This window comes from Streptomyces sp. NPDC020379 (assembly GCF_044387105.1).
Lineage (GTDB): Bacteria > Actinomycetota > Actinomycetes > Streptomycetales > Streptomycetaceae > Streptomyces.
In genome coordinates this window covers 165,923-191,020 of sequence record NZ_JBIRVR010000011.1, presented here as the reverse complement: position 1 = coordinate 191,020, position 25,098 = coordinate 165,923, and the positions used below count along the sequence as shown (strand labels likewise).

24 protein-coding genes are annotated in these 25,098 nt (G+C 72.3%); 9 read left to right on the top strand and 15 right to left on the bottom strand.

What is annotated here, in order from left to right:
* Position 1: 1 nt before the first annotated feature.
* Together purE and ACH427_RS17045 are read right to left on the bottom strand one after the other, a co-directional pair.
* Entirely contained in the window at positions 2–532 is a 531-nt protein-coding gene (gene purE / locus ACH427_RS17050; RefSeq protein WP_398870273.1) for a 5-(carboxyamino)imidazole ribonucleotide mutase, read from the bottom strand.
* Positions 529–1,680 carry a 5-(carboxyamino)imidazole ribonucleotide synthase gene (locus ACH427_RS17045; RefSeq protein ID WP_398870272.1) on the bottom strand — a complete coding sequence of 384 codons (1,152 nt, stop codon included), beginning with the start codon at positions 1,678–1,680 and terminating at the stop codon, positions 529–531. Before ACH427_RS17045 ends, purE begins: the two co-directional genes overlap by 4 nt.
* Before the next feature lie 204 nt (positions 1,681–1,884).
* Between ACH427_RS17045 and ACH427_RS17040 the strand changes: the two genes are divergently transcribed.
* The gene (locus tag ACH427_RS17040; protein WP_398870271.1) at positions 1,885–2,391 is read left to right on the top strand and encodes a GtrA family protein; all 507 of its coding nucleotides are present in this window, start codon (positions 1,885–1,887) and stop codon (positions 2,389–2,391) included.
* An 18-nt stretch (positions 2,392–2,409) separates the two neighbouring features.
* Here ACH427_RS17040 and ACH427_RS17035 read toward each other — a convergent pair whose 3' ends face one another.
* On the bottom strand, positions 2,410–3,669 hold the full coding sequence (locus tag ACH427_RS17035) for an ATP-binding protein (RefSeq protein WP_398870270.1): 1,260 nt from the start codon (positions 3,667–3,669) through the stop codon (positions 2,410–2,412).
* A gap of 61 nt (positions 3,670–3,730) precedes the next feature.
* A complete protein-coding gene (locus ACH427_RS17030; RefSeq protein WP_366004334.1) occupies positions 3,731–4,411 on the bottom strand; it encodes a response regulator transcription factor in 681 nt (226 codons plus the stop codon).
* Positions 4,412–4,879: 468 nt separating this feature from the next.
* Here ACH427_RS17030 and ACH427_RS17025 point away from each other — a divergent pair, with 468 nt between their 5' ends.
* A complete protein-coding gene (locus tag ACH427_RS17025; protein WP_398870269.1) occupies positions 4,880–6,412 on the top strand; it encodes a peptide MFS transporter in 1,533 nt (510 codons plus the stop codon).
* 81 nt (positions 6,413–6,493) lie between these two features.
* Here ACH427_RS17025 and ACH427_RS17020 read toward each other — a convergent pair whose 3' ends face one another.
* The 5 genes from ACH427_RS17020 to ACH427_RS17000 all read right to left on the bottom strand — a co-directional run bounded on the left by ACH427_RS17020 (position 6,494) and on the right by ACH427_RS17000 (position 10,690).
* On the bottom strand, positions 6,494–7,480 hold the full coding sequence (locus ACH427_RS17020) for a neocarzinostatin apoprotein domain-containing protein (protein WP_398870268.1): 987 nt from the start codon (positions 7,478–7,480) through the stop codon (positions 6,494–6,496).
* Complete coding sequence (locus tag ACH427_RS17015; protein WP_398870267.1) at positions 7,477–8,310, bottom strand: hypothetical protein; 834 nt, start codon at positions 8,308–8,310, stop codon at positions 7,477–7,479. Before ACH427_RS17015 ends, ACH427_RS17020 begins: the two co-directional genes overlap by 4 nt.
* Positions 8,311–8,719: 409 nt before the next feature.
* Entirely contained in the window at positions 8,720–9,535 is an 816-nt protein-coding gene (locus ACH427_RS17010) for a peptidase (protein ID WP_398870266.1), read from the bottom strand.
* A 108-nt stretch (positions 9,536–9,643) separates the two neighbouring features.
* The gene (locus ACH427_RS17005; RefSeq protein ID WP_398870265.1) at positions 9,644–10,138 is read right to left on the bottom strand and encodes an ATP-binding protein; all 495 of its coding nucleotides are present in this window, start codon (positions 10,136–10,138) and stop codon (positions 9,644–9,646) included.
* A 183-nt stretch (positions 10,139–10,321) separates the two neighbouring features.
* Positions 10,322–10,690 (bottom strand): STAS domain-containing protein, encoded by a 369-nt coding sequence (locus ACH427_RS17000; protein ID WP_398870263.1) that lies wholly within the window; start codon positions 10,688–10,690, stop codon positions 10,322–10,324.
* Between the two features lie 238 nt (positions 10,691–10,928).
* Between ACH427_RS17000 and ACH427_RS16995 the strand changes: the two genes are divergently transcribed.
* The 6 genes from ACH427_RS16995 to ACH427_RS16970 all read left to right on the top strand — a co-directional run bounded on the left by ACH427_RS16995 (position 10,929) and on the right by ACH427_RS16970 (position 15,434).
* Positions 10,929–11,819 (top strand): RNA polymerase sigma factor SigF, encoded by an 891-nt coding sequence (locus tag ACH427_RS16995; RefSeq protein WP_398870262.1) that lies wholly within the window; start codon positions 10,929–10,931, stop codon positions 11,817–11,819.
* A gap of 384 nt (positions 11,820–12,203) precedes the next feature.
* Positions 12,204–13,316, top strand: coding sequence for a DUF5937 family protein (locus ACH427_RS16990; protein WP_398870312.1), 1,113 nt, complete (start codon positions 12,204–12,206; stop codon positions 13,314–13,316).
* A gap of 164 nt (positions 13,317–13,480) precedes the next feature.
* Positions 13,481–14,659 (top strand): helix-turn-helix domain-containing protein, encoded by a 1,179-nt coding sequence (locus ACH427_RS16985; RefSeq protein ID WP_398870261.1) that lies wholly within the window; start codon positions 13,481–13,483, stop codon positions 14,657–14,659.
* A 78-nt stretch (positions 14,660–14,737) separates the two neighbouring features.
* Positions 14,738–14,968: a hypothetical protein gene (locus ACH427_RS16980; RefSeq protein WP_398870260.1), complete on the top strand. Its 231-nt coding sequence runs from the start codon at positions 14,738–14,740 to the stop codon at positions 14,966–14,968.
* Positions 14,965–15,117, top strand: a complete 153-nt coding sequence (locus ACH427_RS16975) for a hypothetical protein (RefSeq protein ID WP_398870259.1) — start codon at positions 14,965–14,967, stop codon at positions 15,115–15,117. Before ACH427_RS16980 ends, ACH427_RS16975 begins: the two co-directional genes overlap by 4 nt.
* Before the next feature lie 77 nt (positions 15,118–15,194).
* The gene (locus tag ACH427_RS16970; protein ID WP_398870258.1) at positions 15,195–15,434 is read left to right on the top strand and encodes a hypothetical protein; all 240 of its coding nucleotides are present in this window, start codon (positions 15,195–15,197) and stop codon (positions 15,432–15,434) included.
* Positions 15,435–15,447: 13 nt separating this feature from the next.
* Here the strand turns inward: ACH427_RS16970 and ACH427_RS16965 are convergent, their stop codons facing one another.
* The 5 genes from ACH427_RS16965 to hutU form a co-directional block, all read right to left on the bottom strand.
* Entirely contained in the window at positions 15,448–16,596 is a 1,149-nt protein-coding gene (locus ACH427_RS16965) for a serine hydrolase domain-containing protein (RefSeq protein WP_398870257.1), read from the bottom strand.
* Positions 16,597–16,729: 133 nt separating this feature from the next.
* Positions 16,730–17,899: an imidazolonepropionase gene (hutI, locus tag ACH427_RS16960; RefSeq protein ID WP_398870255.1), complete on the bottom strand. Its 1,170-nt coding sequence runs from the start codon at positions 17,897–17,899 to the stop codon at positions 16,730–16,732.
* A gap of 275 nt (positions 17,900–18,174) precedes the next feature.
* Positions 18,175–19,587, bottom strand: a complete 1,413-nt coding sequence (locus ACH427_RS16955; RefSeq protein ID WP_398870254.1) for a formimidoylglutamate deiminase — start codon at positions 19,585–19,587, stop codon at positions 18,175–18,177.
* Positions 19,578–20,780 carry an allantoate amidohydrolase gene (locus ACH427_RS16950; protein ID WP_398870311.1) on the bottom strand — a complete coding sequence of 401 codons (1,203 nt, stop codon included), beginning with the start codon at positions 20,778–20,780 and terminating at the stop codon, positions 19,578–19,580. The genes ACH427_RS16955 and ACH427_RS16950 overlap by 10 nt, the downstream gene beginning before the upstream one ends.
* Positions 20,781–20,905: 125 nt before the next feature.
* A complete protein-coding gene (gene hutU / locus ACH427_RS16945) occupies positions 20,906–22,570 on the bottom strand; it encodes a urocanate hydratase (RefSeq protein WP_398870253.1) in 1,665 nt (554 codons plus the stop codon).
* 205 nt (positions 22,571–22,775) lie between these two features.
* Here hutU and ACH427_RS16940 point away from each other — a divergent pair, with 205 nt between their 5' ends.
* Positions 22,776–24,077 carry a diaminopimelate decarboxylase gene (locus ACH427_RS16940; protein WP_398870252.1) on the top strand — a complete coding sequence of 434 codons (1,302 nt, stop codon included), beginning with the start codon at positions 22,776–22,778 and terminating at the stop codon, positions 24,075–24,077.
* Here the strand turns inward: ACH427_RS16940 and ACH427_RS16935 are convergent.
* A complete protein-coding gene (locus tag ACH427_RS16935; protein ID WP_398870251.1) occupies positions 24,061–24,672 on the bottom strand; it encodes a hypothetical protein in 612 nt (203 codons plus the stop codon). The two genes, ACH427_RS16940 and ACH427_RS16935, sit on opposite strands and share 17 nt — an antisense overlap.
* Positions 24,673–25,098 lie beyond the last annotated feature (426 nt).

Genomic DNA, 25,098 nt, shown 5'->3' with positions numbered 1-25,098 from the left:
GTCACTTCCCGAAGCCGAAGCCGTCGTTGCCGGTGGCCTTCGCGCGCAGCCGGCGGCCCTTCTCGGTGGCCTGTTCGTTGAGCTCGTCCTGGAAGCGGCGCATCCGCTCCAGCAGTCGGCCGTCGTGGGCGGCGAGCATGCGGACGGCGAGCAGGCCGGCGTTGCGCGCGCCCGCGACGGAGACGGTGGCGACGGGGACCCCGGCCGGCATCTGCACGATGGAGAGCAGGGAGTCCATGCCGTCGAGGTACTTCAGCGGGACGGGCACGCCGATCACCGGCAGCGGGGTGACGGAGGCCAGCATGCCGGGGAGGTGGGCCGCTCCCCCGGCGCCCGCGATGACGGCCTTGAGCCCGCGGCCGGCGGCCTGCTCCCCGTACGCGATCATCTCGCGGGGCATCCGGTGCGCGGAGACGACGTCGACCTCGTAGGGGACGTCGAACTCGTCGAGGGCCTTGGCGGCGGCCTCCATGACGGGCCAGTCGGAGTCGGAGCCCATGACGATGCCGACCAGGGGGGAGCTGTTCGTCATTCGGTGATCGTTCCTCGCAGGTATCCGGCGGCGTGGCTCGCGCGCTCGCGCACGTCGGCCAGGTCGTCGCCGTAGGTGTTGACGTGTCCGACCTTGCGGCCGGGCTTGACGTCCTTGCCGTACATATGGATCTTCAGGCCCGGGTCCCGCGCCATGCAATGCAGATAGGCGGCGTACATGTCGGGGTAGTCGCCGCCGAGGACGTTGGCCATGACGGTCCACTTCGCGCGCGGGCGCGGGTCGCCGAGCGGGAGGTCGAGCACGGCGCGTACGTGGTTGGCGAACTGCGAGGTGATCGCGCCGTCCTGGGTCCAGTGGCCGGAGTTGTGCGGGCGCATGGCGAGCTCGTTGACGAGGACGCCGGGGGTGCCGTCCGCGTGGCGGATCTCGAAGAGCTCGACGGCGAGGTGGCCGACCACTCCGAGCTCCTTGGCGATCTTCAGGGCGAGCTGCTGCGCGTGGGCGGAGAGCGCCTCGGAGAGGCCGGGGGCGGGGGCGATGACGGTGTCGCAGACGCCGTCGGTCTGGATGGACTCGACGACGGGATAGGAGACGGCCTGGCCGTGCGGGGAGCGGACGACGTTGGCGGCGAGCTCGCGGACGAAGGGGACCTTCTCCTCGGCGAGCACGGGCACTCCGGCGTGGAAGGGTTCACCCGCCTCTTCTGCGTCACGGACGATCCAGACCCCCTTTCCGTCATAACCGCCGCGCACCGTCTTGAGGACGACGGGGAAGCCGTCGCCCTCGGCGGCGAACCGCTCGACGTCGGCGGGGTCCTCGACGATCCGGTGCCGGGGACAGGGCACTCCGATCGCGTCGAGCTTCGCCCGCATCACGCCCTTGTCCTGGGCATGCACCAGCGCGTCGGGCCCCGGGCGGACGGGAATGCCGTCCGCCTCCAGGGCCCGGAGGTGCTCGGTGGGTACGTGCTCGTGATCGAAGGTGATCACATCGCAGCCTTGTGCGAAAGCACGAAGGGTTTCCAGGTCGCGATGGTCGCCGATGACGACGTCGCTGACCACCTGGGCCGCCGAGTCCTGCGGGGTGTCACTGAGCAGTTTGAACTTGATGCCGAGGGGGATGCCCGCCTCGTGGGTCATACGGGCGAGCTGACCGCCGCCGACCATGCCGACTACCGGGAACGTCACGCCCCCAGGGTATCCGTACGTGCGAACCGCTCCCACACCCTCTTGGAGGATCATCCTAAGAACAAGGAGCTGCCGTGATGGCCGATATGGCGTGCGTTCGCTCCGCGTTCACCGATGCCCTCTCTCGGTGACCCGGAGCGCTGGATAGCATGAATGCCGCCCATGTCCCCGGACAGCCCCACACGACGGAGCCTGACGATCTTTATGAGTCAACGGCACACCATGCGTTCCCGGCTGCAGAGGCTGGCCCGCGAGATAGCGAAGTTCGGCGCGGTCGGGGCCATCGGGTTCGTGGTCAACTTCATCGTCTTCAACATCTGCGTCCACGGCTTCCACCTCGCGGTGGTGCGCTCGGGCGTGATCGCGACGGTGGTCGCCATCGCGACCAACTACGTCGGCAACCGCTACTGGACCTACCGCGACTGCGACACCAGCCGGCGCAGCCGCGAGCTGTCGCTGTTCCTGCTGTTCAGCGGCATCGGCCTGGTGATCGAGAACGGCATCCTGGCGCTCTCGCACTACGGCCTCGGCCTGACGACCCCGCTCGCGGACAACATCGCGAAGAACGTCGTCGGCCTCGGCATCGGCACGGTCTTCCGCTTCTGGTCCTACCGCACATGGGTCTTCCGGGCCCTCCCCGCGCGCGAGGCGGTGCAGACGGCGGAGTCCTTCCTCACGGAGGAGCCGCCGGCCCGGATCGACGCACAGTGATCGACGCGCGGCAGCGGCTCAGGCCGGGCCGGCGCCGTCCGTCTGGTCCCCCTCAAGGCTGAGGAACAGCGCGAAGACCGGCGGGTTGGCCTGGAGGAGCTCCAGGCGCCCGCCGTCCGCCTCGGCGAGGTCGCGGGCGACCGCCAGGCCCAGCCCGGTGGAGTTCCGGCCGCTGACCGTCCGCTCGAAGACCCGCGCGCCCAGGTCCGGCGGGACGCCCGGCCCCTCGTCGGTGACCTCCACGACCGCCTGGGTGCCGGTGACGCGGGTGCGCAGGGCGACCGTGCCGTCCCCGTGCATCAGCGAGTTCTCGATGAGCGTCGCGAGCACCTGCGAGACCGCGCCCGGGGTGCCGACGGCCCGCAGCCCCTGCTTGCCGGAGCGCACGATGGCCCGCCCCTCGCTGCGCGAGGCGGGGCGCCACTCCTCGATCTGCTGCTTGACGACCTCGTCCAGGTCGAAGGTGACGGCCGAACCGGCCTTGGGGTCGCGGGAGTTGGTGAGCAGCCGCTGGACGACGTCGGTGAGCCGCTCCACCTGGGTGAGGGCGATCGTCGCCTCCTCCTTGACCGTGTCCGGGTCGTCGGTGAGCGTGATCTCCTCCAGCCGCATCGACAGCGCCGTCAGCGGCGTGCGCAGCTGGTGCGAGGCGTCGGCGGCGAGCCGGCGCTCGGCGGTGAGCATCCGGGCGATCCGCTCGGCACTGGAGTCCAGGACGTCCGCCACCCGGTCCAGTTCGGGCACGCCGTAGCGGCGGTGCCGGGGGCGCGGGTCGCCGGAGCCGAGGCGCTCGGCCGTCTCGGCCAGGTCGATGAGCGGGGCGGTGAGCCGGTTCGCCTGCCGTACGGCGAGGAAGACGGCGGCCACCACGGCGAGCAGGGCCACCGCGAGGATGACCAGCAGGGTGCGGCCGACCTCACGGCTGACCGTGGAGCGGGACGCCTCGACCCGTACGGTCTCGCCCTGCCCGCCCTTGAGCTCCGCGGTGATGAGGCCGCCCTTGGGGCGGGTGCCGATCTCGATGACCGGCCTGCCGGGGATCTCGATCCGGGCGTAGCGCTGCGGCGTGATCTGCTCGCTGAGGATCCCCGACTCCACCCGCTCCCCGCCGACCAGCCGGCTGTCGACGATGGATTCCAGGCGCACGGCCTCCGACTGCACGCTCTCCTGCGCGCTGTTCTCGATCGTGCGGGTCTCGACGATGACGAGCGAGATCCCGAACACGGCGATCACGACGAGCACGACGGCGAGCGTGGAGTTGATCAGTCGGCGGCGCACGGTGCCCTCCGGGCGGGTGGTACGTAAGCAGCCCGGCAGCGGGGCTCTGGGCCGGGTCGGCTCAGCTCTTCTCGAAGCGGAAGCCGACGCCGCGGACGGTGGCGATGTAGCGCGGGTTGGCGGCGTCGTCCCCGAGCTTCTTGCGGAGCCAGGAGATGTGCATGTCGAGGGTCTTGGTGGAGGACCACCAGGTGGTGTCCCAGACCTCGCGCATCAGCTGATCGCGGGTGACGACCCGGCCGGCGTCCCGCACCAGCACCCGGAGCAGGTCGAATTCCTTCGCCGTGAGCTGGAGTTCCTCGTCGCCCATCCAGGCGCGGTGCGACTCGACGTCGATCCGCACGCCATGGGTGGCGGGGGGCTGCTGCTGGGACTCGACAGTGCCGCGGCGCAGCAGCGCCCGCACGCGGGCCAGCAGTTCGGCGAGCCGGAAGGGCTTGGTGACGTAGTCGTCGGCGCCGGCGTCCAGGCCGACCACGGTGTCCACCTCGTCGGCGCGGGCCGTGAGGACCAGGACGGGGAAGCCGTGGCCTTCGGTGCGCAGCCGGCGGCAGACCTCCAGGCCGTCCATGCCGGGCAGCCCCAGGTCGAGGACGAGCAGGTCCACCCCTCCCTTGAGGCCGGCGTCGAGCGCCGTGGGACCGTCTTCGCGCACCTCCACCTCATAACCCTCGCGGCGCAGGGCGCGTGCGAGCGGTTCCGAGATGGACGCGTCATCCTCGGCGAGCAGTACTCGGGTCATGGCTTGATGGTAGTCCGCCCGGGCGCACGTCAGAGGTGCACTCAGAGCTACCGAGGGCAACACTTCTCCAAGAGCAAACTCACCTTCGAACGTATGCGAATGGTTCCGGACTCACCTGTGATCCATGTCTCAACGCCTTCCTTATCCGGGCGGGGTGTGACGTATGGTGACCAGACGTCTGTAGCACCATCGGGGGACCTTCGGCACGACCACATCTCGCCGGAGGTCTCTGTTGTGCGCGGGGCTGTTCCCTCAGCCTTGTTACACAGTGAATGACCTGTCGGCCGGGTCCGCCGCGCGAAGGTGCGCGGGGGCGTGGATCCCGGTGTACGGCTGTCCTGCCGGTCCCCCGCGGGGGACCGAACCCCTTAGGGCGTGGGGGCGGGCAGCGCAGTAGCCGGTGCCGGCCAACCCCCACCCGGGCGCGTAACAGCTCCATCGCGCGTCCCGAGCACACAAGGATCGACCATGGCGTCCAGCCTGACGAAGGGTGCTGCTCCTCAGGAGACCACTCCTGCTCCCAGCGGCAAGACCTTCCTTGGCCACCCCAGCGGGTTGGCCATTCTCTTCATGACCGAGATGTGGGAGCGGTTCTCCTACTACGGCATGAGGGCCCTTCTCGTCGTCTATCTGATCGCCGGTGGCCCGGACGCCAAGCCCGGCAGTCAGGGCGGCGGTCTGGCGATGCCCGAGGCCACCTCGGTCGCCATCTACTCCGTCTACGTGGCGATGGTGTACCTGCTCGCCATGCCCGGCGGCTGGTTCGGTGACCGTGTCTGGGGTCCGCGCAAGACGGTGGCCATCGCGGCCAGCGTCATCATGGCCGGTCACCTGGTCCTGGCCATCCCCGGGAAGCCGACGTTCTTCTTCGGCCTCGCGCTGGTGGCGATCGGTTCCGGTCTGCTGAAGGCCAACATCTCGACGATGGTCGGCCACCTCTACGACGGTCCCAAGGACCCGCGCCGTGACGGTGGCTTCACGCTCTTCTACATCGGCATCAACGTCGGCGCCTTCGCCGCACCGCTGGTGATCGGCACCGTCGGCCAGAAGTACAACTGGCACCTCGGCTTCGCGATCGCCGCCGTCGGCATGGGCCTCGGTCTGCTGGTCTTCCTGCTGGGCACCCGCCACCTGAACGCGAAGAGCAGCCAGGTCCCGACCCCGCTGACGGTCGCCGAGCGCAACTCCTGGCTGAAGAAGGGCCTGATCTGGCTCGTCGTCGCCGCGGTCTTCTACGGCATCGTGATCGGCACCGGCGTCTACACGATCAACTGGGCCCTGGTCCCGATCGCGCTGCTCGGCCTCTTCATCCCGATCTTCGTGCTGGCGCGCATCAAGCGCGACAAGGAGCTGACGGAGACCGAGCAGACCAAGGTCAGCGGCTACATCTGGTTCTTCGTCGCGGCCGCCGTGTTCTGGATGATCTTCGACCAGGGCGGGTCGACGATGTCGACCTTCGCCGAGAAGAAGACCGCGGACAACATCTTCGGCTTCGACTTCCCGTCCACCTGGTTCCAGTCGGTCAACTCGCTGTGGGTCGTGGCGCTGGCGCCCATCTTCGCGGCGCTGTGGCTGGCGCTGGCCCGCCGCAAGAGCGAGCCCAGCACCACGGTGAAGTTCGCCGCGGCGATGGTCTTCGTCGGCCTCTCGTTCGTCCTCTTCGCCCTCCCGATGTCGATGGCGTCGGACGGTACGAAGGTCAGCCCGATGTGGCTGATCGCGATCTACGGCCTCCAGACCGTCGGCGAGCTGTGCCTGTCCCCGGTGGGTCTGTCCCTGACCACCAAGATGGCGCCGGCGAAGTACGCCAGCCAGATGATGGGTGTCTGGTTCCTCGCGGTCACCGCGGGCGACTGTGTGATGACCCTGCTGATCACGGCGGGTGCCGACCTCAACGGCACCGGCGTGATCCTCGGCGAGGCCGCGGCCGCCGTCCTGGCGGGCGCCGGCATCTGGCTGAACCGCAAGAAGATCGTCGGCCTGATGGGCGACGTCCGCTGACGCGGTCCGCTCGGTAACGATCCGTAACTCGGAGTGCCCCCCGGGGCGATGGCGCGCCATCGCTCCGGGGGGCGCTTTGGTTTACGCCTCATCCGGAGGACGCGCCTTCGCGCGGGTGGTGGACGGGCGGTGCGCGCCCCCGCCCGAAGCCTCCGTGGCGCGTGTCGGGTCCGCCTCCGGGCGGAACCACGGCAAGGAGCCGTCGCGAGCCTCCTCGGGCCGCTCGGCGGGCCGTACGCGCCCCACCACCGCCATCCCCACGCGGAACACCCCCACCGACACCACCACGCACAGCAGGATCCAGAAGAGCGTCACCCCCCACGGCCGTCCCACGGCCCACGGCTCCTCCACCAGCACCTTGTCCCCGTACTTCAGGGACACCTGGTAGTCGCCGTACGCCCCGGCCGCCAGCTCCACGTCCAGCGGGACGCGGGCCCGCCCGCCCGCCGCGATCGTGCCCCGCCAGTGCTGCTTCTCCCACTCCGGCGCGAGCACGCCGTGCGAGGTGCCGACCTCGAAGACGGGGTCCTTGGCGGGCGTGGAGCCCAGATTGCCGAGGGTGACGACCAGCCGCCGGTGCGGCGGTGCCCCGAACCACGTGAGCAGCCCGCCGCTCCCCTCCAGCCGCGCGTCCAGGACCCCGAGCCGCTCGCCGCCGGTGCGCGGCGGCAGGGACGCGACGGGGTGCCCGGCCACCTTGAGCGCCGCGTCCACGGCCACCGGGTCGCCCGTGACGGTCGCCACGTGCACCACGCAGGGGCACGGCTTGGGCGGCTCGGCGACCGGGATCCGCGTGCTGAAGCGGCCGTCGGCGCCGGTGGTCGCGGTGCGCCCGTCGGCGTTGGCGCAGCTGTCGGTGCCGCCGATCATGTCCTGGCCGCAGACGAGGAGCGTGAGCAGGGTCCGGGGCCGCCATCCGGTGCCGCTGACGGTGAGGACGGCGCCCTTGCCCGCCTCGGTCCGGTCGAGCCGCAGAGCGGGCCCGTCGGCGCTCGCGCGGGCGGCGGGCAGCAGCACACACGCCAAGGCCAGCAGCAGGGCCGCCACGCCCGCGCCACGGGCCTTCACGCCGCCGCTCCCGCACGCCGGGCGCGCCGGGAGCGGCGTACGAACAGGAGCGCCGCCGCGGCGAGCACCGCGGCGAGCCCGCCCAGGGCCGGGAACAGCCACGGGAGGGGCGTGTACGAGCCGGAGGCGGTCGCGCGGGCGCCGCCGGGCGCGGTGGCGGTGAGCCGGACCCGTACGGAGTCCAGGCGCGGCGCGTCCGTCCACCGCTCCGCCAGCCGCACGCTCCGGCCGGGCGCCAGCTCCGCGGGCACGCCCGTGGCCGTACGGCGCAGGACCGTGCCGAAGAGGCCGTCCGCGCGGATGTCCAGGCGCGGGGAGAGCGCGGTGTTGCCGCGGTTGACCAGCGCGTAGCGGATGACCGCGGCGCCGCCCTCGCGGCTGACGCGTACGTGCTCCACGGCGAGCGCGAGCAGCGCGGCGCCGCTCACCCGCACGGTCAGCGGTACGCGCGCCTGCCGCCCCTCCCCGCTGACGACGAGCGCGCCCGGATGATCTCCCGGCGCCGCGCCGGCGGGCACGGCCACGGCGAACGGCACGTCCGCGCGGGTACGCGCCGGGACCTTCACCGTGCGCACCGCGAGCGACACCCAGGACCCGTCCGCCCGCACGGCGAGGGAGCGCGCGGTGTCACCGGGATTGATGACGGACAGCTTGTCCTGGAACACGGTGCCGGGGTCGCCCTCCAGCTCGAACGCTCTCCGGTCGTCGGGGCGGGGCGTGCTCTTGCCCGCGGGGGCGGGGGTGGCGATCCATTGCCGGGGGTCGGCGTCAGCGGTGGGGGCGGCGGCAAGGAGGACGACGCAGACCGCTGCGAGGTGGTGCGGCTTCATGGGCGGCTCCCGGTGTGCGTCTGCGCCTGCGGCGGGCCTTTCCCCAGCCCGCCTCTTCCCGCTGCGTCTGATGTGCGGCTCCGCCGCGTGGGGGGCGCGTGCCCCAGGCCCCCGGCCACGGGTTTCGTTGCCGCCTGCGGCGGGAGCGGCCTGCGGCCGCGTCCTCAACTCCCCCAGCTACCTCCCCCAGACTCCGTCCGGGGGTGCCCCCAACGGGCTGGATTTGGCTGATGTGGGTGCGCAACTCAGCCCGTCCGGCGTTTGAGGACAACGCGGCGAAGCCGCGTTGCGGGGGGCTGGGGGCTGGCTTGCCCCCAGTTTCGGGAAGGGGCGGGGCAGGGGAAAAGCCCGCCGCAGGCGCCAGCCGGCCCGCACCCGGAAGCTGAGGCAAGCCTCCATCCCGCACCGCCTAGCGCGCAGCGCCCCGCCGCCGCGTCAGCCAAAGCGCCCCGGCGACCCCGGTCAGCAACACCGTCCCCCCGAGCGTTCCGAGCGCGACCGCCGAATCCGCCGGCCCCGTCTGCGGCAGCTGCCCACCACCGGTGGACCCCCCGCTCACGGCCGACCCGCTCGCCCCGCCCGTACCACCCGTACCACCCGACGTGGACCCGCCAGTGGTCGAACCGCCCGTTGTCGAACCGCCCGTCGTGGAGCCCCCGGTCGTCGACCCGCCCGTCGTGGTGCCGCCCGACGAACCGCCCGCCTTGACCTCCAGCGTCAGCGACGGCTTCGGGTTGTTCGACGGCGTGCAGGTCGTCGTCGTGCCGAGGGCGGAGATCGTGAGGGTGGAGGCGGTGAAGGTGACGGTGCCGCTCTTCTTCGGGGTGTACGTGCCCGACAAGTCGCTGATCTTGATGGGGGTGTTGGCGGGGATCTCCTCGGAGTTGGCGGGGCCCTCCACGGCCACCGTGCCGCTGTCCGCGCCGCCGAGCTTGATGACGGCGCTCGGCTTCATCGCGCCCTTGCCGAGCGCGACGGGGCTGGAGGAGACGCCCTTCTCGAAGGACATGGTGAGCTTGTAGGAGTCGCCGCTCGCGACGCCCTTGATGTCGATGGGCGACACCGCGCTCTTGTCGCCGATGGGGGTCTTGCACTGGTAGTTGACGTCGACCGTGTCCGCGTGCGCGGCGGGCGCGGCCAGCAGGAGGACCGTTCCTCCGGCCACGGTCGCGGCGAGCGCGAGCGCGCCCGTACGGCGAGCGGGTCGGCGCTGGATGTGGGACACCTCGGGTTCCCCTCTCGTCCGGTGCCGTAGCCGTGCATCACTGACGGCACATCAGATCGGGCGCCGACAGTACGCCGGGGACCTCGAGGAGGGAAGAGATCTCACGCGCTAGGCCGGAGCGGCGAGCTCCGCCCAGACGGTCTTGCCCTCGCCGCCCTCGTTGCGCACGACTCCCCAGTCCAGGCAGAGCCGCTGCACGATGAACATGCCGTGGCCGCCGGGGCGGCCCGCGCGGTGCGGGGTGCGGGGCGTGGGGGTGCCGACGCCGGGGTCGGCGACCTCCAGCCGCAGCACCTTGCCGGCGAAGCTCACCCGCAGTTCCTCGGGGCCGTCGGCGTGCAGGCAGGCGTTGGTGACCAGCTCGGAGACGACCAGCAGGACGTCCTCGGCGGCCGCGCGGTGGTCGGCGGTGGCGGCGGGCAGCCAGCCCCAGTCCTGGAGCGCCTGGCGGGTGAAGTCCCTGGCACGGGGAACCGCGCCGCTGGCCCCGACGAGGCGGAGGCGGCGGACCTGCCCCCCGGCGGGCGGGTGGGCATCGACGGAGGCGCCGTCCGCGTCCGGACCGGGCTCGCCCGGCGGCGGGTACGGCCGCGTGGTGCTCATCAGCGCTTCACCTCACCGATTCACCGACTCAGGGTTTGATGGATACCAGGCACTTAAAACAGATGCAGTACAGATTCAGCAGACTCCTGCCCGACCGATCCAGGGGAACACCCACTTCTTCGGCGTGGCTCCTGTGACACGGGTAACCCGGGGGTAACGCACAGGTAGGAGTGGTAACACCCGTCACTCGGAGAGCGCGGCATCCAGCGTGTCGTGCACGGTGAAGACGGCTTCCGCGCCGGTGATCTCGAAGACCCTGGCGACGACCGGTTGCATGGCGGCGAGGTGGATGGATCCACCCGCGGCCTCCGCGACCAGCCTGGCGCCCAGCAGCACGTTGAGCCCGGTGGAGTCGCAGAACTCCAGCTTCGAGCAGTCCACGACCACGCGCGCGCTGATACCGGCGACGCTCGCCTCCAGGGGCTCGCGCAGCAGCTCGGCGGTGTGGTGATCGAGCTCACCCGCCGGCGTCACGACCGCACTGGCTCCGTGGCGCCGGACCTCTACATTCAGCCGGCCTTTGCTTGCGCTGCCGACCATCCCGCGGTCCATGCGCATCCCTTCCCGGTTGCTTGCGTGGACGGGTGAACACTACGCCTTCGATACGACGTCCGGTAGCCGAACATCCGTCATTTACCGACAAAGTCGGACAACACGGACTTGCCAGGGGGTGGTGAAGACCGGTAGGGCTAGTAGAGGACATCCACCACGGACGGCTTTGGAGGCGCCGCAAACCGCAGCAAGAAGTCAAGGCATCGGCGGCCATATGCCGAGAATGATGGAGGACACCATGTCACCCCGGCTCGACGCACCGCGCACCGGAACCCTTCGGGAGACCGCGTCGTCGGCGACCCCGCACGAACAGAACGAGCCCGCTGTCGCCGGGCTCCCCGAGATCCCGCCCTACGACGAGGTGGGGCCGGACGACGCGCGGGCCCTGTCCAAGACCCTCTTCGCCCGCCTCGCGGAGCTCGAGGAGGGCACCCACGCACACGCGTATGTCCGCAACACCCTGGTCGAACTCAATCTGGCCCTGGTGCGGTTCGCCGCCTCGCGGTTCCGCACCCGCAGCGAGCCGATGGAGGACATCGTCCAGGTCGGCACGATCGGCCTGATCAAGGCGATCGACCGCTTCGAGCTCAGCAGAGGCGTCGAGTTCCCCACCTTCGCGATGCCGACGATCATCGGCGAGATCAAGCGCTTCTTCCGCGACACGAGTTGGTCCGTGCGCGTCCCCCGGCGGCTCCAGGAGCTCCGCCTCGACCTCGCGCGCACCCGCGACGAGATGGCGCAGCAGCTCGACCGCTCCCCCACGGTCGCCGAGCTCGCCGAACGGCTCGGCCTGGCCGAGGAAGAGGTCATCGAGGGCATGGCCGCGAGCAACGCCTACACCGCGAGTTCGCTGGACGCCCAGCCCACCGAGGACGACGCCGAGGGCACGCTCTCGGCCCGCATCGGCTATGAGGACCACGGCCTCGAAGGCATCGAGTACGTGGAGTCCCTCAAGCCGCTGATCGCCGAACTCCGGCCCCGCGAACGGAAGATCCTTTCCCTGCGCTTCGTGGCGAACATGACCCAGTCGGAGATTGGCGAGGAGCTGGGCATCTCCCAGATGCACGTCTCACGGCTGCTCTCGCGCACGCTCGTGCGGCTGCGCCGGGGGCTGCTGGTCGAGGAGTGACCCGGTCACTTGCGATGGCAGACGAACTGCCGGCTGCCGTCGTCACCGGTCTGGATCACGGCACTCGTACACCCCTCGGGGCACCGCGGCGGCGCGGCGTGCGCGCTGCGGCGGCGCTCCGGGGGGTGATCGCATGGGGAGCAGTACCACCCGGGCGTGTACGGGTAGGTGACGTCCCACCACATCGGACTGCCGCAGCGCCTGCACCCGACCAGGGGCGGGCGGCTCTGATTGACGTTCACCCGGGCATCGTCCCGCCCGCAGTCACGTGTGACGGGCGGGCGGCTCCGGCCTCACCCGATCGAGGACGACCGCGCCGATTCGCACCGGCCGTCAATCCGGGCGACCCCACCATGTGAATAAGTGCAAGATGTCGCCATGAGCGTGAGCATAGACATCACCGGCCTGCCGCCCGAGCGCATCGTCTTCGAGACGTCCCCGCTGGCCGAGCTGTGCATCACGCTGCACGTCCTGTCCGAGCCCGGCCACCACCCCGGGCAGGCGGCCTGGGCCACCGCCACGGCCGGCGCGCTCCGGCAGGATCTCGCCGACCGGCTGCGCGAGGCGGACTTCCTGTGGCGGCACGCCTTCTCCGACCTCTTCATGCCGTATTCCGGGCTGCGCGGCGGCGACGGCCGGACGGGCCGGACGCTCGCCGAGGAGCTCGACCAGCTGGACCGGCTGGACGACGACCAGTTCGTCACCACCGCCCTGGAGTTCACCTGCCTCGCCTCCTACAACACGGGCGCCCCCTCCCCGCTCGCCGACCCTGCCACCCGCGCCAGGGCACTGGAGCTGGCCGCCGCCCGCGGCCCCCGGCAGCTGGACTTCACCGGGCGGCTGCTGGAGGACCCCGCCTCCGTACGCGCCTGGGTGCGCCGCCTGCTGGAGGACTGCGACGACGCCTTCTTCGCGGCCCTCTGGCGGGAGGGCGAGCCCGCGCTCGCCGCCGATGCCCGGCACAAGAGCGAACTGCTGCGCCGCAAGGGGCTGAGCGAGGCCCTGGCCGAGGTCTCCCCCGCGATCACCCTGGAGGACGGCGGCAGACTCGTCCGGGTCGACAAACTGACGGAGGGACACACCTCGGCGGTGGACCCGGCGGTGGGCACGGGCCTGACGTTCGTACCGTCGCGCTTCGGCTGGCCGCACCTGATGGTGCTGCACCGGCCGGGCTGGCGCCCGGTGGTCCACTACCCCATCGCCTCGCCCGAACTGCCGCCGCCGGCCTCGGTCGAGCTCCTGAAACTGCGCCTGGAGGCACTGGCCCACCCGGTCCGCATCCAGCTCTGCCGCAGCACAGCCCGCGCGCCGCACACGACGGGGGAACTGGCGGGCATCCTGGGCATCAGCGCGCCGGAGGTCTCGCGCCACCTGGGCGTGCTGAAGAAAGCGGGCCTGATCACGACGCGCCGGCGCGGCCGGTACGTCAACTATCAGCTGGATGTGCTGGCGGTGGCACGGCTGAGCGGGGAGTTCTTGGAGGGGATCCTGCGCTGAGGGTTCGCGAGGCGTACGGTCTCCGGCTGCGCCGGGGGCGAGGCTTGGGCCGGCCGCGCATACGATCTCCGGCCGCGCCTATGCCGGCCCGGGCTCGCTCGTTGAGGCCGCCGCCGACCGGCGCCAGGCTCCGCGACGTGTGCGGTCGGGCGTACGCTCGGCTCATGGGTGCCACTATCGGGCGGCGGCTTCATGAGGTACGCAAGCGTCGGGGGCTGAGCCAGCGTGAGCTGGCCACCGCCTCCGGCGTCTCGCTCTCGCTGATCCGCAAGCTCGAACAGGGCGAGCGGAACGACACTCGCCTGGAGACGGCCAGACGGCTCGCCGTCGCGCTCGGGGTCCCGACGACCCGGCTGCTCGCCGAACCGGACGACCACGAGGACGACTTCCCGCCCCCGGACCAGTGGGCGCCGGTCCGGCAGGCCCTCACTCCGGGCGTCCGACCGGATGAACCGGACGAACCGCCCACCGTGAGCGGCGTCCTCGGCGCCCTGGATTCGACACTGCCGCTCTTCTCCGGTGACCGTTACGCCGAGTTGGGCCCGGTGCTGCCCGCGCTGATCCGCGACGCCGACAGCCTCGCCGAGGCGGATGCCGAGGGCAGGGCCGTACGCGCCCGCGTCATGCAGCTGACCGGCTGGCTGCTCACCCAGACACGGCAGTTCACGGCGGCGCACGACGCGCTCGACCGCTCCCTGGACGGCGCACCGGACCGCCTCCACGGCGCGGCCACCGTCAGCACGCAGTGCTGGCTGCTCCTGCGGCAAGGGCGGCTCGCCGAGGCCCGGGAACTCGCCACCCGGTGGGCAGACGAAATGGAACCCCGGATGTCCCGGGCCACCCCGGCGGAACTGAGCGCGTGGGGCTGGCTGCTGCTGCGTCTCTCCGCCGCGTCCGTCAGGGACAACAGGCCCGGCGAAGCGGAACAGGCGCTGCGCCTCGCGCATTCGGCGGCGGTGGCGATGGGACGCGAGTTCGCCCCGGACAAGGACTTCCTCCGGGCGTTCGGACCCGTGACCGTGACGCTGAAGCGCGCGGAGAACGCGATGATCACCGACCGGCCGGACGTGGTGCTCCAGCTCGCGGAGCGCGTGCCCGCGGGAGGGCTCCGCCCCACGTCCAACAACCGCAACCGGCATCTCCTCGACGTCGCGGAAGCGCATGTCCGCTCGCGCCAGTACGCGGAGGCCGTCGACATCCTCCAGACGATCCGGCGCGCGGCACCCCAGTGGCTCCCCAACCAGCGCTACGCGCGCGACATCCTCGGCCGGGTGATCGACCGGCGGAGGACCCTCACCCCTGAGATGCGGACGCTGGCGGATGCCGTGGGGGTGCCCATGTGACGCTGCGTGGCACTCTCCGGCAGCACCCCGCCAGAGTGCCATTGCCCGGCAAAAGGCCAGGTCCCTAGCGTCTCTTCCATGGCGAACGAACAGGCGGCAACGCCCGAGGTCGGAACAGTGGCATGGGATTCGGTACGCGACCGCGTCGGTGTGGTCATGGCGACCACACCGACCCGCGTCTTCCTCCGGCCTCAGCGCGGCGGCCGCGAATGGGAGACCGATCGGGAGAACGTCCGGGCCCTCACCCGGAAGGACACGCTCCGTGCGGGCGTGGCCGCCGCCAACGCCCGCAGCCGGGGGCACGCATGAGCCGCACCGCGCCGCCGTCCGCCCGGTCCTGCCTCGTGTGTTCGAAGATCCTGCTGGCCCGGGCCGGAGCGGCCCGGGAAGGTCGCTTCGACGTCGTCCAGGACCTGAACCGGCAACTCGAGACGCATCGGCGGGCCGCACACGCGTGACGGGGCCCGTACGCGGAAAGGAAGGAGTCAAGGACGAAGCATCCTGCGTAGCGCCCTCTCGGAGGAACATCACCCGCATGAGCGAAGAGTGCTGTACCGGCCCGCATCAGTTCTGCAAGGGGTGCCGGGGAAGCGGGTATTACCAGGCACTCACGCTCTATGTGAGTCAGTCCGGCCAGGCCGGGGAGATGTCGGCGGCGCACACGTGCCCGGCGTGCCGGGGGCGGGGGATCTTCTGCAGGCGGTTCCTGCCGTGCGGGGACGAGCACGAGGACGACACCCCGGCGATCGGCCCGGATGTCGTCCCGCCCGTGTGACGCGCACAGCGGGCTACTTCGCGCACAGCGCTGTGGACAGGACCTTCAGGGCCGCGGTATCGGCCTGCGGGGTCTTGCTCATGTCCTTCGAGAGGGCGAGCGTGATCTGCCGCTTGCCGTCGGCCGAGGTGAAGCTGAACGTGTTGTAGCCGGGGACGCTTCCGGTGTGGCCCCAGACCGGCTTCTCGCCGGGGCAGTAGGCGGAGTTGCTCTCCAGGCCCAGACCGTACTTGCGGGTCTCGCCGCGGTCCGTGTCGTGCGGGGTGTTCATCTCGCGCCACAGGTGCGAGGGGAGCAGCCTGCCGCCGGCGAGGGCGCGGTAGAAGCGGTTGAGGTCGGCGGTGGTGGAGACGAGGTTGCCGGGGCCCCAGAAGGCCGTGGGGCTGAAGTCGGCGTAGTCGGTGGGGGCGCTCTCGCCGGGGAACTGTTCGTAGCCGTGCAGGTGCGGGCCGGACAGGTGCTCGGAGGTGGGTATCGAGGTGCCGGTGAGGTGGAGCGGGCGGACGATGCGCCGGGTGATGGCCTGGTCGAGGGTGGTGCCGGTGTGCTTCTCGACGAGCATGCCGAGGATGACGTAATTGGTGTTGGAATACTCCCACCTGCCCGCCGCGCCGGGCTCGAACGTACGCGGCTCCTTGAGCGCCATGTCCACCAGCTCGCGGGGCGTGTAGTGGGAGCGCTGAAGGCTGCGCAGGGGGTCGGGCAGCCGCCGGAGCACGTCGGTGTAGTTGGCGATCCCGCTGGTGTGGTTCAGCAGCTGCCGTACGGTGACGGGCGCGCCGTCGCTGCCGTCGGGCACCAGGCCGGGGAGGTGGCGGCCGATGGGGTCGTCGAGGCGGACCTTGCCCTCGTCGACGAGCTGGAGGACGACGGTGGCGACGAAGCTCTTGGTGACGCTTCCGGCCCGGAACCGGTCCCCGGCCTGCGCGCGCCGCCCGTCCGCGAGGTCGGCGACGCCGCTGCCGCCGCGCCAGACCCCGCCGGCGTCCCGTACCTCGGCTGTCGCGCCGGGCACGCCCTCGGCGACGACCGCGTCCAGCGCGTGCTGGAGGGCGGCCCGGTCGGCGCCGCGGCCGACGGGTGCGGCGACGGCCGGTGCGGCGGCGGGCGCGAGGGCCGCGGCGGCGAGCACTACGGAGACGACGGCGGTTCTGCGACGCATGATCGGGGGCCTCTCGGTGGCGGCTGGCTGATACTCCGTCAACCTATGCGGCACCTGCGCCCCGCACACTCCTGACCAGGAAGGATTCCGCACCGGCCGCCCCCTAGAGGTCACCCTGAGAGACCCCCTGCGGTCAGACCTCCCGCACGCCGCCCCGCCAGACCGCCGAGACCAGCGGGACGCCGGGCCGGTAGGCGAGGTGCACGTGCGAAGGGGCGTCGAGGAGGACCAGGTCGGCGCGGGCCCCGGGGGTCACGCGGCCGACGTCGGCGCGCCGCAGGGCCGCCGCGCCGCCCGCCGTCGCCGACCAGACGGCCTCGTCGGGGGTCATCCCCATGTCGCGTACGGCGAGGGCGATACAGAAGGGCACCGAACTCGTGTAGGACGAGCCGGGGTTGCAGTCCGTGGACAGTGCGACGGTGACGCCCGCGTCGAGCAGCCGGCGCGCGTCGGGCCAGGGGGCGCGCGTGGAGAACTCCGCGCCGGGCAGCAGCGTGGCCACGGTGCTGCCGCCGGCGAGGGCGTCGACGTCGGCCTCGGTGAGGTGGGTGCAGTGGTCGGCGGAGGCCGCGCCCAGCTCGACGGCCAGCTGGACGCCGGGCCCGTAGGAGAGCTGGTTGGCGTGGACGCGGGGGATCAGGCCGCGCGCGGCTCCGGCGGTGAGGATCGTACGGGCCTGGTCGCCGTCGAAGGCGCCCTTCTCGCAGAACACGTCGACCCAACGGGCGTGCGGCGCGCAGGCGTCGAGCATCGCGCCGGTGACGAGCTCGACGTACGCGGCCGGGTCCTCGGCGTGGTCGGGCGGGACGATGTGCGCGCCGAGGTAGGTGACCTCGTCGGTGTGGGCGGCGGCGATCCGCAGGGCGCGGGCCTCGTCCTCGACGGTGAGGCCGTAGCCGGACTTGGTCTCCAGGGTCGTGGTGCCCTGGCGCCGCGCCTCGCGTATGTGGCGCAGGAGATTGGCCTCCAGCGCCTCGTCGGAGGCGGCGCGGGTGGCGGCGACGGTGGTGCGGATGCCGCCCGCGCTGTAACTCTGCCCGGACATGCGGGCGTTGAACTCGGCGGTGCGGTCGCCCGCGAAGACCAGGTGGGAGTGGGAGTCGACGAAGCCGGGGAGCGCGGCCCGGCCCTCGGCGTCGACGCGATTGTCAGTGGCGGGTGCTTTGCTGGAAGCACCGACCCAGGCGATGCGGTCGCCGTCGACGATGACCGCCGCGTCCTGGATCTGACCGAGGGGGCCCGCACCGAGGGAGGGGTCGTTGGTGACGAGGTTGCTGATGCCGGTGATGACCGTGGTCGCCATGGGGGTGTGGCTCTCCTTCGGCTTGGGCGGATCTTATGGGCGGTTTCTGCGGGCGGTGGCGTGGGACCGGCCGCTGCGCGGCGGTGCCCTCAAACGCCGGGCCGGCCGGAGTGAGCCGATGGGGGTACGCGTACCGGCCCGTGGGGGCACCCCCGGACGGAGTCCGGGGGTGGTAGTAGCTGAGGGAGACGGAGGACGCTCCCCCGGACTCCGTCCGGGGGACCCCCAAGGCCACTCCCGCCGCAGTCGGCGACCGAGCCGCACCCGGACAAGGACTACTCCCGAAGCGCCGCGATGGACTCCGCGAGCGCGCCCGGCACATCGGGTACGAGCTGGTGGGCGCCGTCCCGTACGACGTGGCGGCCGCCGGTCACCGTGTGCCGCACGTCGGCGCTGGTCGCCGCGAATACGGCCGTCTCGGCGCCCAGGCGCGGCGGCGGGCCCGCGGTGCGCACGGAGTCCAGCGCGATCGTGGTGAGGTCGGCGAGCGCGCCCTGCTCGATGCGGCCCGCTTCGTCCCAGCCGAGGGCCGCGTGGCCGTCGGCGGTGGCCGCGCGCAGCAGTTGGGCCGCCGTCCAGTGACCCCGGGTGTGGGAGTGCAGCCGCTCGTCCAGCTCCATCGCGCGCGCCTCTTCGAGGATGTCGATGACGGCGTGGCTGTCGCTGCCCAGCGACAGCGGAGAGCCGGCGCTCTGCAGCCGGTGGGCGGGGCCGATGCCGTCGGCGAGGTCCCGCTCGGTGGTGGGGCACATGCAGATGCCGGTGTGCGAGTGACCGAGGAGGCGGATGTCACCGGGGGTGAGGTGCGTGGCGTGGACGGCCGTGGTGCGCGGCCCGAGCACGCCGTGGTCCGACAGCAGCGCGGTGGGGGTGAAGCCGTGGGCCTCGACGCAGGCGTCGTTCTCGGCGGTCTGCTCGGAGAGGTGGACGTGCAGCGGGGCCTCGCGCTCCTGCGCCCAGGCGGCGACGGTGCCCAACTGGTCGACGGGCACGGCGCGTACGGAGTGGACGGCGGCGCCGATCCGGGTGTTGCCGTCGCCCTTGAGCGCGGACGCGCGCGCGGCCCACTCCTCGGCGGTGCCGTCGCTGAAGCGGAGCTGGTGCTGATTGGGCTCCGCGCCGAAGCCGGAGGAGAGATAGCAGGTGTCGAGGAGGGTGATGCGGATGCCCGCGTCGGCGGCGGCCGCGATCAGTGCCTCGCCCATGGCGTTGGCGTTGTCGTAGCGCGCGCCGCCGGGGGCGTGGTGGAGATAGTGGAACTCACCGACGGCGGTGATGCCGGCGAGGGCCATCTCGGCGTAGGTGGCGCGGGCGAGCGCGAAGTAGCTCTCGGGGGTGAGGCGGTCGGCGACGCCGTACATGACCTCGCGCCAGGTCCAGAAGTTGCCGGGCGTCCGCTCGGCGGCCTCCGCCGCGGCCCGCCCGCCGTGCGGCCGCGCGGGCGCGGCCGTGGCATGGCCCGCCTGGACGACGCCGCGCAGGGCGCGGTGGAAGGCGTGGGAGTGGGCGTTCGCGAGGCCGGGGAGCGTGAGTCCGCGCAGCGTCACCGCGCCGGGCGGCGGGGCCGTGACGCCCCGGCGCACGGCGGAGATCCGGCCGTCGTCGCCGGTCTCCACGACCACGCCCTCCTCGACCCCGGTGTCGAGGAGGGCGTGCTCCGCCCAGTAGGTCTGCCTCGTCAGCGACACGCCAGGCCCTCCAGTACGTCGGCGAGTGCGGTCACCCCGGCCAGGCAGTCGTCCTCGGCCGCCGTTTCGGCGGGTGAGTGGGAGACACCCGTGGGGTTGCGTACGAACAGCATGGCGGTCGGGACGGCTCCGGAGAGGATTCCGGCGTCGTGTCCCGCGCCCGTGCCCAGGACAGGGAGCTCCGCGCGGCCGGCCTTGGCCAGGATCCGGCCGAGCTCGTCGCGCAGGGCGTGCTCGAACTCGACCACGGGGGTGAAGGACTCGCGGGTGACCGTCACGTCGATGCCGTCGCGCTCGCCGCGCTCCACGGCCGCCTTCTCGATCTCGGCGACGACCAGGTCGAGCGTGTCCTGGTCGGCGGCGCGGGAGTCGAGCCAGCCCCTGACCAGGGAGGGGATGGCGTTGACGCCGTTCGGCTCCACGCCGACCTTGCCGAAGGTGGCGAGGGCACCGGCGAGCCGGGCCTTCTTCCGTGCGGCGAGGACGGTGTTGGCGTAGCTGAGCATCGGGTCGCGGCGGTCCTCGAGGCGGGTGGTGCCCGCGTGGTTGGCCTCGCCGCGGAAGTCGAACCGCCAGCGGCCGTGCGGCCAGATGGCGGAGGCGATGCCCACGGGGTGCGGAGTGTCCGAGAGGGCCCGGCCCTGTTCGACGTGCAGCTCGACGAACGCGCCGACGCGGGCGAGCCGCTCGGGGTCGGCGCCGATGCCCCCGGGGTCGTAGCCGGCGCGCTCCATGGCCTGCGGGAGGCTGATCCCGTCGGCGTCGCGGAGCGCGTGGGCCGCCTCGACGGTGAGCTGTCCGGCGGTCAGCCGGGAGCCCACGCAGGCGAGGCCGAAGCGGGCGCCTTCCTCGTCGCCGAAGTTGACGATGGCGAGGGGGCGGGCGGGCCGGGCGCCGCGGGCGCGCAGCTCGTCCAGGGCGGCGAAGGACGACACGACGCCCAGCGGGCCGTCGAAGGCGCCGCCGTCGGGGACGGAGTCCAGGTGGGAGCCGGTGACGACGGCGTCGCCCGCTTCGGGGTCACCGAGCCAGGCCCACTGGTTGCCGTTGCGGTCGACCTCGTAGGTGAGGCCGCGCGTCCGGGCCTGGTCCGCGAACCACGCGCGGCAGTCGGTGTCGGCTTCCGTCCAGGCGTAGCGACGGTAGCCACGGGTGGCCGCGTCGCGGCCGATGGGCGCGAGGTCGCGCCACATCTCGTGGAAGGACGGGCCTGTGGGTGTCTCACCGGGGGCGGCTGCGGAATGCCCGGCCGCGGGCCGGTGGGGGCTGGTCGCGCGGTTCCCCGCGCCCCTTTCGGGGCGCGGCACATCGGATTCGGTCACGCCTGGTCACCCTCGCGCATCGGGATGCGGACGCCGCGGTCCTCCGCCACCGACTCCGCGATGTCGTACCCCGCGTCCACGTGCCGGATCACGCCCATGCCCGGGTCGTTCGTGAGGACGCGGCGGATCTTCTCGCCCGCCAGCGGTGTGCCGTCGGCGACCGTCACCTGGCCCGCGTGGAGGGAGCGGCCCATGCCGACGCCGCCGCCGTGGTGGAGGGAGACCCAGGAGGCGCCGGAGGCGACGTTGACCATGGCGTTCAGCAGCGGCCAGTCGGCGATCGCGTCGGAGCCGTCCAGCATGGCCTCGGTCTCGCGGTAGGGGGAGGCCACCGAGCCGCAGTCGAGGTGGTCGCGGCCGATGACGACCGGCGCGGACAGCTCGCCCGAGGCGACCATGTCGTTGAAGCGCTCGCCCGCGCGGTCCCGCTCGCCATAGCCGAGCCAGCAGATGCGGGCCGGGAGGCCCTGGAAGTGGACGCGCTCCTGGGCCATCTTGATCCAGCGCGCGAGGGACTCGTTCTCCGGGAAGAGGTCGAGGATCGCCTTGTCGGTGGCGTGGATGTCCTTGGGGTCGCCGGACAGCGCCGCCCACCGGAAGGGGCCCTTGCCCTCGCAGAACAGCGGCCGGATGTACGCGGGCACGAAGCCGGGGAACGCGAAGGCCCGGTCGTAGCCCGCGAGCTGCGCCTCGCCGCGGATGGAGTTGCCGTAGTCGAAGACCTCGGCCCCGGCGTCCATGAAGCCGACCATCGCCTCGACGTGACGGGCCATCGACTCCCGGGCGCGCTGGGTGAAGTCGGCGGGCTTCTCGGCCGCGTACGAGGCCATCTCGTCGAAGTCCACGCCGACCGGCAGATAGGCGAGCGGGTCGTGGGCGGAGGTCTGGTCCGTGACGATGTCGATGGGGGCGTTCATGGCGAGCAGCCGCGGCAGCAGTTCCGCCGCGTTGCCGAGGACGCCGATCGACAGCGGGCGGCGCGCGTCGCGCGCCTCGACCGCGAGCTGGAGGGCGTGGTCGAGGGAGTCGGCCTTGACGTCGAGGTAGCGGTGCTCGATGCGGCGGTCGATGGCGCGCGGGTCGCAGTCGATGCAGAGCGCGACGCCGTCGTTCATGGTGACGGCGAGCGGCTGGGCGCCGCCCATGCCGCCGAGCCCGGCGGTCAGCGTGATCGTCCCGGCGAGCGTGCCGCCGAACTTCTTCGCGGCGACGGCGGCGAACGTCTCGTAGGTGCCCTGGAGGATGCCCTGGGTGCCGATGTAGATCCACGAACCGGCCGTCATCTGGCCGTACATGGTGAGGCCGAGGGCCTCGAGGCGGCGGAACTCCTCCCAGTTCGCCCAGTCGCCGACGAGGTTGGAGTTGGCGATCAGGACGCGAGGGGCCCACTCGTGGGTCTGCATAACGCCGACCGGGCGGCCGGACTGGACGAGCATCGTCTCGTCCTGCTTCAGCGTCCGCAGGGTGCGGACCATGGCGTCGAAGGAGCGCCAGTCGCGGGCCGCCTTGCCGGTGCCGCCGTAGACGACCAGCTTGTCCGGGTGCTCGGCGACCTCGGGGTCGAGGTTGTTCTGGAGCATGCGGAGAGCGGCTTCCTGCTGCCATCCCAGAGTGCTCAGCTGTGTGCCGCGCGGTGCTCGGACGGGTCGCGGTCCGGACATGGGCCCTGCCTCCCTGGCGGCGCTCCGTGGAGTGCCGGTGATCTAGCCGGTGATCTGAAGAGAACCTTGAATAGAACGCTTCACATATTGTGACAGTGAATACCGCCAGTCAACAGGTGCGGCCGCCGGAAACGGAAGGGGACGCCACCGGTATTCGCCGCGCGACTTCGGGGCAATCAGTACGGAGCCACCGAAAGGGAGCGCCATGACCTCCAGAGACCAGGCCGTACGCGCAGCCGTCGCCCAGGGCTTCGTCGGCCCCCGCGAGCCGCTCGCCGGCCTCCTCGACGTCCAGGGCATCCGCGACGCCGCCGGCGCCCTGCACGCCGCCTTCCCCCGCACCGCCCTGCACACCTTCGCCGTCAAGGCCGCGCCCCTGGTCCCGGTCCTCCACCTGCTCGCCGGGGAGCGCGTCGGCTGCGAGGTCGCCAGCCCCGGCGAGCTCGCCCTGGCGCGGAGCGCCGGCGTCCCCCCGGACCGCGTCGTCCTGGACTCCCCCGCCAAGACGACGGACGAGCTGCGCGAGGCGCTCGCCCACGGCATCGCGGTCAACGCCGACAACCGGCAGGAACTGGCCCGCCTGGACCGGCTCACGGCCGAGGCCCCCACCGCCTCGCCCCTCGGCATCCGGGTCAACCCGCAGCTCGGCACGGGCAGCATCGCCGCCCTGAGCACCGCCACGGAGACCTCGAAGTTCGGGGTGGCCCTGCGGGACGAGGGGGCGCGGGAGTGGCTGGTGCGCGCCTTCGCGGAGCGCCCGTGGCTGACCCGGCTGCACGCCCACGTCGGCTCACAGGGCTGCCCGCCCCCGCTGATGGCCGAGGGCGTACGGGAGACGTACGACCTGGCCGAGGAGATCAATCGGGCGGTGGGCCGGCAGCAGGTGCGGACGCTGGACATCGGCGGCGGCCTGCCCGTGAACTTCGCGTCGGACGCGGTCACGCCCACGTTCGAGGAGTACGCGCGGCTGCTGGCGGCCACGGTGCCGGGCCTGTTCGACGGCCGCTACGGCGTGGTGACCGAGTTCGGCCGGTCACTGCTCGCGAAGAGCGGCATGGTGCTGGCCCGCGTGGAGTACACCAAGACGGCGGGCGGCCGCCGGATCGCCGTGACGCACGCGGGCGCGCAGGTGGCCACGCGCACGGTCTTCGCGCCGGAGTCCTGGCCGCTGCGGGTGGTGGCGTACGACGCGCAGGGGCACCCCAAACAGGGCCGCCCGGTGCCGCAGACGGTCGCCGGTCCGTGCTGCTTCGCGGGCGACCTGATCGCCGTGGACCGGCCGCTGCCGCCGCTGGAGCCGGGCGACCATGTGGCGCTGCTGGACACCGGCGCGTACTACTTCTCGAACCACTTCGCGTACAACTCGCTCCCCCGTCCCGGGGTTTACGGCTACGCGTCGGCAGAAGGTCACACGCGATTCGCCACCGTGCGCGCGCCGCAGTGCCTGGAGGAGCTGGTCGCGGAGAGCGGCGCGGCCCACGCCACGGAACTCAGCGCGCTGCGCTGACCGCCGCCCCACGGGCGGCACGGCCGGGTCCGCGGCCACGGCGGCGGGCGCCGCCCGGCAGCGCGTCGCCCGCGGCGGGCCCGGTGGTGAGATAGCCGGGCACGGGCTTGGCGGCGGGAGCCGAGCGCGCCCACTCCGTGCGCACCCAGAACAGCGTCTCGGCGTCCCGCTCCAGCCCGCCGATCCAGAGCGCCTTCGCCCACAGGCCCGCGCCGGCGCCGGCGAGCGCGAGGCCGCCCGCGGCGGGCACCGCGAAGGACGAGCCGACGGCCGCGAGGAAGGCGATCAGCAGCCACCAGCGGCGTGCGCGCCGCCAGTTGCGCAGGGTGACCCGGCGGTCCTGGAGGAAGACCGCCTTGCCCGCGCGGGACGCGCCGCGCGCGAGCTCCCGGTAGCGGCCGCGCCGGGCCAGGAAGACCGCACCGGCCACGATCAGGAAGAGCCCCGCGCCCGCGAGCAGCCCGATCCGCCGCCCGGTGAGCCCGGGGACGAGCGCGCCGACGGCCGCGCTCAGCAGCCCTGGCCACCAGAGCCAGGCTGCGGGTGCTCTGACGATCACTGCTACTCGGGCCAGTGCGTGTGCGCCGCGTCCCATCGTTGGAATCCTCCCTTTTGCGTGGGGTTCTGGAGGCTTGTTGCCTGCGGCAGGCTAGCGAATGTTTCTGAGCGGGGGCTGAGAATGGGCGTGCGGGCTGGCCGGCGCCTGCGGCGGGCTTTTTCCCTACCCGCTCCTTCCCGGCTGCGTCTGATGTGCGGCTCCGCCGCGTGGGGGGGCAAGCCCCCAGACCCCCGCAGCGTCGCGCGCCCCGGAACTCCCCCAGCTACCTCCCCCAGACTCCGTCCGGGGGCACCCCCAACGGGCTGAAAGAAAAAGACAGGCGCGCCCCCTGACACCAACGAGCACCCCGGCCGGCGCTTGAGGCCTGTCCGTTGCAGTTCGGCCTTGCGGACGTCCCCGGTGACTACCTGGATGCCGAACGATTCGCCAGCGGGCAGTCGGGGCGGTGTTTGATTTTTGATC